This window comes from Corallococcus exiguus (genome assembly GCF_009909105.1).
Lineage (GTDB): Bacteria > Myxococcota > Myxococcia > Myxococcales > Myxococcaceae > Corallococcus > Corallococcus exiguus.
Map to the genome: position 1 here is coordinate 1 of NZ_JAAAPK010000026.1, position 9,496 is coordinate 9,496.

Genomic DNA, 9,496 nt, shown 5'->3' on the forward strand with positions numbered 1-9,496 from the left:
CTCTTCAACGTCTTCCGGGCCAACCTCTTCGCCCACGAGAAGTACGTGCCCCAGCCGTACGACGGCACCGCCCTGCTGCTCAGCGCCAGCGAAGCCGCTGCCGATGTCCCGCGTCACCGCGGGTGGGAGCCCCTGGTGCGTGGCGGGCTAGAGGTGCACGACGTCCCCGGTGGCCACCACGCCCTGATGCAGGACCCGCACCTCGGGTCTGTCGTCGAGCGCCTGCGTGAGGTGCTCGCACGGGCCTCCGGCACCGCGCCCCGGCAGTCCACGGGGAGCTGACTCAGGGGGTTGGAGTGAAGCGAGCCAGGGAGGAGACGTTGGGTGCAGGTCTCACCCCGGAGGACATCTGACGTCCTTCCCTCCCTGGCTTCGGGGAACCAGAACAATCCCGTAAATACTCGAATTCATTCGAGTGGGTGCTTATCCGCCCTCATGACAGGGACGTCTTAGGCGGAATAATCTCACTCATATGAATTTGACCCACCCTCGCGCTTCTTTGGGAAGAGCGGCGCAGGGAGTCAATCCGGCACCAGCAACACGCCCGAGTTTCGCGAGCGCCACGGCCTCCAGTGGTGCTCGTACGCAGTGGCGGCCCCCAGTGCGGAGTACACGAGATGAGCCACGAGCTGTCGAAGCGGATCGCCAACCTCTCACCGGAAAAGCGCGCCGAGTTGCTCAAGAAGGTGGCCGCGCAAAAGGCCACGGCTGGCAACTCCGTCCAAGGCCTCATCCGGGTGCAGGACCGCACGCGCCCACTGCCGCTGTCCTTCGCGCAGCAGCGCCTCTGGTTCATTGATCAGCTGCAACCCGGCACCTCCCTCTTCAACGTGCCCATGGCGGTGCGCCTGGAGGGTGCGCTCGACGTGTCCGTGCTGGAGCGCGCGCTGCGAGAAGTCGTGCGCCGTCATGAGGTGCTGCGCACCACCTTCCGTGAGGACGTCTCCGGCCCCGTGCAGGTGGTGTCGCCGGAGCCGATGTTCACCCTGGAGCGCAAGGACCTCACGGGCTCACCGCCGGAAGAAGCGTGGCGCCTGGCGCGTGAAGCCGCGGCCCAGCCCTTCGACCTCGCGAAGGGCCCGCTGCTGCGCGCGCTGCTGCTGACGTCGGCACCGGGAGAGCACCTGCTCGTCGTGGTGGTCCACCACATCGTCTCCGACGGCTGGTCCATGACGCTGCTGGTGCGCGAGGTGGCGCTGCTCTACGGAGCCTTTGCGCGAGGACAGGCTGCGCCCCTGCCGCCGCTGGGCATCCAGTACGCGGACTTCGGCGTCTGGCAACGCGAGTGGATGCAGGGGCCTCGGCTGGAGAAGCAGCTCGATTACTGGAAGCGGCAGCTGGCGGGAGTGCCCTCCGCGCTGGAGTTGCCCACCGACTTCCCTCGCCCCGCCACCCGCGACGGCCGAGGCGCCCGGCATGACGTGCTGCTGCCGCGCGAGTTGACGGACGCGCTCAAGGCCCTCGCCCAGCAGGAAGGCGCCTCTCTCTACATGGCGCTGCTGACGGGCTGGCAGATGCTGATGGCCCGCTACTCCGGCCAGGAGGACGTCACCGTCGGCTCCCCCATGGCCGGCCGCACGCGTGGTGAGGTGGAAGGCCTCATCGGCCTCTTCGTCAACGCCCAGGTGCTTCGCACGCGGGTGACGGACACGGCGTCCTTCCGCACACTGCTGCGTCAGGTGCGAGAGACGGTGCTGGGGGCACAGGAGCACCAGGAGCTGCCCATCGAGCGCCTCGTGGAGGAGTTGAAGCCCGAGCGCATCCCGGGCCGTACTCCCTTCTTCCAGGTGATGCTCACCTACCAGGCCTCCTTCCGCGGCTCCGCCTCCGTTGAAGGCGTGAAGCTGGAGGCCCTGGAACTCGACACCTTCTCCGCCAAGTTCGACCTCACCCTCCAGGTGCTGGAGACCGACGCCGGCCTCAAGGGCTACCTCGAGTACACCACCGACATCTTCACCGCCTCCACCGCCGCACGCATGGCCGAGCACCTGCGTGTGCTCCTTCAGGAGGCCGTCGCTCAGCCGAATGAGTCAGTCGCCCGATTGCCGCTGCTGACCACCGTTGAGCGGCGCGAAATGCTGGTGGAGTGGAACGCTACGCGCGCGCCCTTCCCCGAAGCGTGCATGCACTCGCTCTTTGAAGAGCAGGTGCGCCGCGCTCCGGGCGCGGTGGCCGCTGTGTTCGAGGGGACGCAACTGACGTACGCGCAGCTGGATGCGCGTGCCAATCAGCTCGCCCATGCCCTTCGCCGTCGTGGCGTGGGCCCCGAGGTCCGCGTCGCGCTCAGTGTCGAGCGCTCCCTCGATATCGCTATCGGTCTGCTTGGCATCCTGAAGGCCGGTGGTGCCTGGGTGCCGGTGGATCCGCTCCTGCCCCGTGAGCGTCTTGCCTTCATGCTGGAGGACAGCGCGGCGCAGGTGCTCGTTACCCAGCAGCCACTGGTGGACCGCTTCCCCGAAGCACTGCATGCACGCGCGCTTTGCCTGGACACCGAGCGCGAATCGCTGGCCGAGGAGCCGACGGATGCGCCCGTGACGGGCGTGACGCCCGCGAACATGGCGTACCTCCTCTACACCTCGGGCAGCACCGGTACGCCCAAGGGCACGGCGGTGGAGCACCGCAGCGTCGCCAACCTCGTCACCCACGAGGCGGTGGCCTACGGCATTGGCCCCGGCAGCCGCGTGTTGCAGTTCGCCAGCCTCAGCTTCGACCTCTCCGTGGAGGAGATTTTCACCACGCTCTGCAACGGCGCCACGCTGGTGCTCGCGCCGCTGGAGAAGCTGATGCCGGGCGCGCCGCTGCCCGTGCTGCTGCGTGAGCAGGAGTTGAGTGTCGTCAGCCTCACCCCAGCGGCACTGGCGGCCACGTCGTCCGAGGGGCTGCCCAAGGTGCGCACCGTCATCTCTGGCGGTGAGGCCCTGCCCGCGGACGTCGTCGCGCGTTGGGCTCCGGGACGGCGACTGCTCAATACCTACGGCCCCACCGAAGCCACCGTCATCGCCACCTTTGGTGAGGTGGTAGCGGATGGAGAAGTGCCGTCCATCGGCAAGCCGCTGGCGAACGTGCACGTCTATGTGTTGGACCCGCACGGCCAGCCGGTGCCCGTGGGCGTGCGCGGTGAGTTGCACATCGGTGGCGTCGGCGTGGCGCGAGGCTATGCGGGACGCCCGGGACTCACCGCCGAGCGCTTCATTCCGGACGCGTTCTCCTCCACTCCGGGCGCCCGTCTCTACCGCACGGGCGACGTGGTGCGCTGGCGGGCTGACGGACAGCTGGACTTCGTCGGCCGCATCGACGCGCAGGTGAAGGTGCGTGGCTTCCGCATCGAGTTGGGTGAAGTCGAGAACGCCCTGCGGGCCGCTCCCTCCGTGAAGGATGCCGTCGTGCTCGCCCGCGAGGATGCCCCGGGCGACAAGCGGTTGGTGGCCTATGTCGTCGGCGACGCCCTCGACATCACGGCCCTGCGCGCGCACCTCAAGCAGCACCTGCCCGAGTACATGGTGCCCGCGGCCTTCGTCTCCATGGAGACGCTGCCGCTGACGTCCAACGGCAAGGTGGACCGCAAGGCACTCCCTGCTCCGGACGTGAGCGCGCTTCGGGCTTCGCACGCCTACGAGGCTCCGGCGACACCGCTGGAGGAGAAGCTCGCGGCCCTCTGGAGCGAAGTGCTTCGCGTGCCCACTGTCGGCCGCACGGACAACTTCTTCGAGCTGGGTGGCCACTCGCTGCTCGCCACGCAGTTGGTGGCCCGCGTGCGTGCGGCGCTCGACGTGGAACTTCCCCTCCGCGCCCTCTTCGAAGCCCCCACCATCGAGGCCCTCGCGCAGCGCCTCCAGCTCACGGCGACCGGCACGCGACTGCCGCCCCTCACCCGCATCGCGCACGAAGGCCCGCCCCCGCTGTCCTTCGCCCAGCAGCGCCTGTGGCTGTTGGATCAACTCCAGCCTGGCAACGCCGCATACAACATCCCCGCCGCCCTCCGGCTGAAGGGCCACGTGGACGTCGAGTCCCTTCGTCGCGCCTTCGAGACCCTCGTCGCCCGGCATGAAACGCTGCGCACCACCTTTGTCGAGCACCAGGGCCAGCCCGCGCAGTGCATCCACGCGCCTTCGACGTGGACGCTCTCCCTGCTCGATGTGTCCTCGCTGCCCGAGCCTCAACGGCAGGAAGAAGCGCGTCGCCTCGCGAACCTCGAGGCCCACCGTCCCTTCGACCTGGAAGCGGGTCCGCTCCTTCGCACCTCCCTGGTGCGCCTGGGCGACGCGGAGCACCTGCTGCTGGTGACGATGCACCACATCGTCTCGGACGGCTGGTCCATGGGCGTCCTCGTCCGCGAGCTCACCGCCCTGTACGCGGCGCTCCACGCGGAGCAGGCGCCCACGCTCGCACTACTGCCCGTGCAGTACTCGGATTTCGCCGTGTGGCAGCAGGGATGGCTCCAGGGCGAAACGCTGGAGACCCAGCTCGCCTATTGGAAGGAGAAGCTCGCGGGGGCTCCCGCCACGCTGGAGCTGCTCACGGACCGTCCGCGTCCGCCCGTGCAGTCGCACCGGGGCGCGACGGTTCCCGTGCGGCTCGCCTTGCCGCTGACCGAGGCCCTCAAGACCCTGGCCCGGCAAGAAGGCGCCACGCCTTTCATGCTGCTGCTCTCCGCCTTCCAGGTGCTCCTGTCGCGCTACTCCGGCCAGGACGACATCAGCGTGGGTTCTCCCATCGCTGGCCGCACCCAGGCCGAGACCGAAGGCCTCATCGGCTTCTTCGTCAACACGCTGGTGCTGCGCGCCCACGTGGATCCACGCGCGACCTTCCGGGAGCTGCTGGCGCAGGTGCGTGGCACGACGCTCGCGGCCTATGAGCACCAGCACCTGCCCTTCGAGAAGCTGGTGGAGGTCCTCCAGCCCGTGCGCGACCTGAGTCGCAGCGCGCTCTTCCAGGCGATGTTCACCCTGCAGAACGCGCCCATGGATGCGCTTCGCGTGCCGGGCCTGTCGTTCGAACAGCTCCCGCTCGAATCGAACTCCGCGAAGTTCGACCTGTCCCTGACGCTTCAGGACTCGCCTCAGGGCTTCATGGGCGTGCTGGAATACAGCAGCGACCTCTTCGACGCCGCCACCGTCCAGCGCATGGTGGGCCACCTGGACGTCCTGCTGGAGGCCATCGCCGAGCAGCCGGACTCGACGCTCGCGGGCCTGCCCTTGCTCACGGCTCCAGAGCGCCGGCAGCTCCTCGTGGACTGGACCCGGACGGACGCGGAGTTCCCTCGCGACACCTGCTTCCACGAGGCCTTCACGGCCCAGGCCCTTCGCACGCCTGAAGCCCTGGCCGTCGTCTGCCGCGACCAGCAGCTCACCTTCCAGGAGCTGGACGCGCGCTCCAACCAACTGGCGCACCGGCTGGTGAAGCTGGGCGTCGGGCCCGACGTGCGCGTGGTGCTGTGCGTGGAGCGCTCCGTGGAGGCCCTCGTCGGCATCCTGGGCATCCACAAAGCCGGCGGCGCCTATGTGCCCCTCGACTTCCGCTACCCGGGCGAGTGGCTCGCCCACGTCCTCACGGACACCTGCGCGCCCGTGGTGCTCACCCAGCAGCGCCTGCGCGACGTGCTTCCCCAGCACACCGCCCACGTCGTCCTCCTCGATCCGGATGCGGAGGATCTCGCGGCCGAGTCCCGCGAAGCGCCCGGCGTGGCCGTCTCCGCCGAGCACCTGGCGTACATCATCTACACCTCTGGCAGCACCGGCCGCCCCAAGGGCGTGATGATCCAGCACCGCTCCGTGATGAACCTGCGGCAGGGACTGTCCACCACCGTGCACCAGGGCCGGGGCGCGGCGGAGCGGGTCAGCGTCAACGCCCCGCTGTCCTTCGACGCCTCCGTCCAGCAGCTCGTGCAGGTGCTCGACGGCCACACCCTCTGCATCGTCCCGGAAGAGGCCCGCTCGGATGCGGGTGAGCTGGTGAAGCGCATCGGGCAGGACGCGCTGGAGGTCCTCGATTGCTCTCCCGCGCACCTGCGCATGCTGATGGATGAAGGCCTGCTGGAGAAGGACGTCCTCCCCCGGCGCGCGCTGGTGGGCGGCGAGGCGGTGGATCCCGGCACCTGGAGCCGCCTGGCCCAGCATCCGCGTCTGCGCGCCTTCAACGTCTACGGCCCCACCGAGTGCACCGTCGACGCCACCGCCTGCGCCTTCGACGCCTCCGCGTCGCCCACCATCGGCCGGCCCCTGGCCAACGTCCGTGCGTACGTGTTGGACAAGACCCTTCGCCCGGTGCCCGTGGGCGTCGCGGGTGAGCTCTTCCTCGGCGGTGAAGGCGTGGCCCGCGGCTACCTCAACCGCCCCGACCTGACCGCGGAGCGCTTCATCCCCGACGCCTTCTCCGCCATCCCGGGCGCGCGCCTCTACCGCACGGGCGACGTGGCGCGCTGGCGCGCGGACGGGATGCTCGACTACCTGGGCCGCGCCGACTTCCAGGTGAAGGTGCGTGGCTTCCGCATCGAGCTGGGTGAAGTCGAAGCCGCGCTCCTCAAGCATCCCCAGGTGCACGCCGCCGTGGTGCTGGCGCGCGAGGACATTCCCGGCGACAAGCGGCTCGTCGCCTACGTGGTGCCCACGGAAGGCACGGACTCCGCGCCGACGACGGACGTCCTCAAGGACTGGCTCAAGCAGCTCCTGCCGGAGCACATGCGGCCCTCCACCTTCCTGGTGCTGGAGGCCCTGCCGCTCAACGCCAACGGCAAGGTGGACCGCAAGGCCCTGCCCGCGCCCCAGGGCACCGCGCAGGCTTCCACCTATGTCGCGCCGCGCACTCCCACGGAAGAGCAGCTCGCGGCCCTCTTCGCGCAGGTGCTGCGCGTGGAGCGCGTGGGCATCCACGACGACTTCTTCGCCCTGGGCGGACACTCGCTGCTGGCCACCCAGTTCGTCTCCCGCGTGCGCGCCACCTTCCGCGTGGAGTTACCGCTCCGGGCCCTCTTCGAGGCTCCCACGGTGGCCGCGCTCGCCGAAGGCCTCCGGACACGGACACCCGGCCACCACCTGCCTCCACTCATCCGGGCTTCGACGGACAGCCCGCGACCGCTGTCCTTTGCCCAGCAGCGCCTCTGGTTCCTGGATCAGCTCACGCCGGGAGACGCGTCGTACAACCTCCCCACGGCGCTGCGGCTGACGGGCCCGGTGGACGTGGAGTCCCTGCGCCGCGCCTTCGAAGCGCTCGTCACCCGTCACGACTCCCTGCGCACCACCGTGCACGAAGTCCAGGGACAGGCCACCCAGCACGTCCACGCTCCAGCCACCTGGACCTTGCCGCTCATGGACCTGTCCGCGCTGCCCGACGCGCAGCGTGAAGCCGAAGCCCGGCGCAAGCTCGAGGAGGAGGCGCACCAGCCGTTCCATCTGGAAACGGGCCCGCTGCTGCGCACCGCGCTCGTGCGGCTGGCGGCCGAAGAGCACCTGTTGCTCGTGACGATGCACCACATCATCTCCGACGGCTGGTCCATGGGCGTGCTCGTGCGCGACCTGGTCGCCTTCTATGAAGCGTTCAGCGCCGGCCAGACGCCCGCGCTCGCCCCGCTGCCCGTGCAGTACGCGGACTTCGCGGAGCGGCAGCGCCAGTGGCTCCAGGGCGAAACGCTGGAGACCCAGCTCGCCTACTGGAAGCAGCAGCTCGCGGGGGCGCCCGCCACCCTGGCGCTGCCCACGGATCATCCGCGCCCGTCCATCCAGTCACACGCGGGCACGTCCCTCGCAGTCCGCATTCCACGGGAGACGTCCGAAGCCCTCAAGGCGCTGGCCGGGCGAGAGGGGGCCACCCCCTTCATGGTGCTGCTCGCGGCCTGGCAGCTGTTCCTGGCGCGCTACTCCGGCCAGGACGACGTCAGCGTGGGCACGCCCATCGCAGGCCGGACCCAGGCGGAGACCGAGGGCCTCATCGGCTTCTTCGTCAACACGCTCGTCCTGCGCGTCCAGGTGAATCCACGCGCGACCTTCCGCGAGTTGCTCGCGCAGGTGCGCGGAACCACGCTCGCGGCGTTCGAGCATCAGCACCTGCCCTTCGAAAAGCTCGTCGAAGCCGTGCAGCCCGTGCGCGACGCGAGTCGCAGCCCGCTGTTCCAGGTGATGTTCGCGCTGCAGAACGCGCCCCTGGAAGACCTGCGCATCCCGGGCCTCACCTTCCGGCAGGTGGCCGCGGAATCGCGCTCCGCCAAGTTCGACCTCACCCTGACATTGCAGGACTCAGCGCAGGGCTTCGTGGGCTGGCTGGAGTACAGCACCGCGTTGTTCAAGCAGGGCACGGTGGAGCGGATGGCCAGCCACCTGCGCATCCTGCTGGAGGCCGTGGCCTCAAGGCCCGAGCAGTCCGTGGCCGGGCTGTCGCTGCTCTCCCGCGAGGAGCGACAGCGCATCCTCGTGGACTGGAACGACACCACCGTCGCCAGCCCCCTGGACATCCCGGTCCACGTCCACTTCGCGCGGCAGGCCCTCAGCACGCCCGACGCGGTGGCCCTGGTGCTGGGGGAGGCGTCGCTGACGTACGCCCAGCTCGATGCCCGCGCCAACCAGCTCGCACATCACCTGCGCGCGCTGGGCATCGTCCCGGGTGCGCGCGTCGGCGTCGCCATCGAGCGCTCGTTCGAGCTGGTGACGGCGCTCCTCGCCATCCTCAAGGCGGGGGCGGCCTTCGTGCCCGTGGACCGCAATGCGCCGGTGGAGCGCATCGCCACCTTGCTGGAGGACGCGGACGTCGGTGTGGTGCTCACGCATCAACCCTTCGCCTCCAAGCTGCCGGCCTCCGGCACCCGCGTCTGGCTGGACGCGCAGCAGGACGTCATCGCCGCGCTGCCCACGCACGCGCCCGACGTCTCCGTGGAGGGCGAATCCCTGGCCTACGTGATGTTCACCTCGGGCTCCACGGGGCGTCCCAAGGGCGCCTGCGTGCCCCACCGGGGCATCACCCGCCTGGTGCTCGGCAGCACCTTCATGCGCTTCGGGCCGGATGAAGTCTGGCTCCAGGCCGCCCCGGTTGCCTTCGACGCCTCAACGCTCGAAATCTGGGGCGCGCTGCTGCACGGCGCGAAGCTCGTCCTCGCTCCGCCCCATGCGCTCTCCCTGGAGGAGCTGGTCGAGCAGCTGCGGCGCCACCGGGTGACGGTGCTGTGGCTCACCACGGCCCTCTTCGAGCAGATGGCCCTGCACCAGGGCGAAGCCTTGGCGGAGGTGCGCCAGGTCCTCACGGGCGGTGAGCTGATGCCCTGGGCGCGTCTGCGCGACCACCTGGCGCGGCTCCCCGAAGGCGCGACGCTGGTGCACGCCTACGGCCCGACGGAGAACACGACCTTCTCCACCACGCTGCCGTTGCATCGGGGGGCAGTGGTGGAAGGTCCGGTGTCCATCGGCCGGCCCATCCCGAACTCCACCGCCTACGTGCTGGATGCCCACCTGCACCCGGTGCCCGTGGGCGTCGCGGGCGAGGTGTACGTCGGTGGCCCGGGCCTCGCCTGGGG

The 9,496-nt window shown here is 69.7% G+C and carries 2 protein-coding genes; both read left to right on the forward strand.

Features of this window, described 5'->3' with window-relative positions:
- Positions 1-282 (forward strand): hypothetical protein (locus GTZ93_RS41985; protein ID WP_161663382.1); only part of this gene is annotated, 282 nt, incomplete at its 5' end.
- A gap of 335 nt (positions 283-617) precedes the next feature.
- Positions 618-9,496, forward strand: an 8,879-nt coding sequence (locus tag GTZ93_RS41990) for a non-ribosomal peptide synthetase (protein ID WP_161663383.1), incomplete at its 3' end; no start/stop codon positions are given.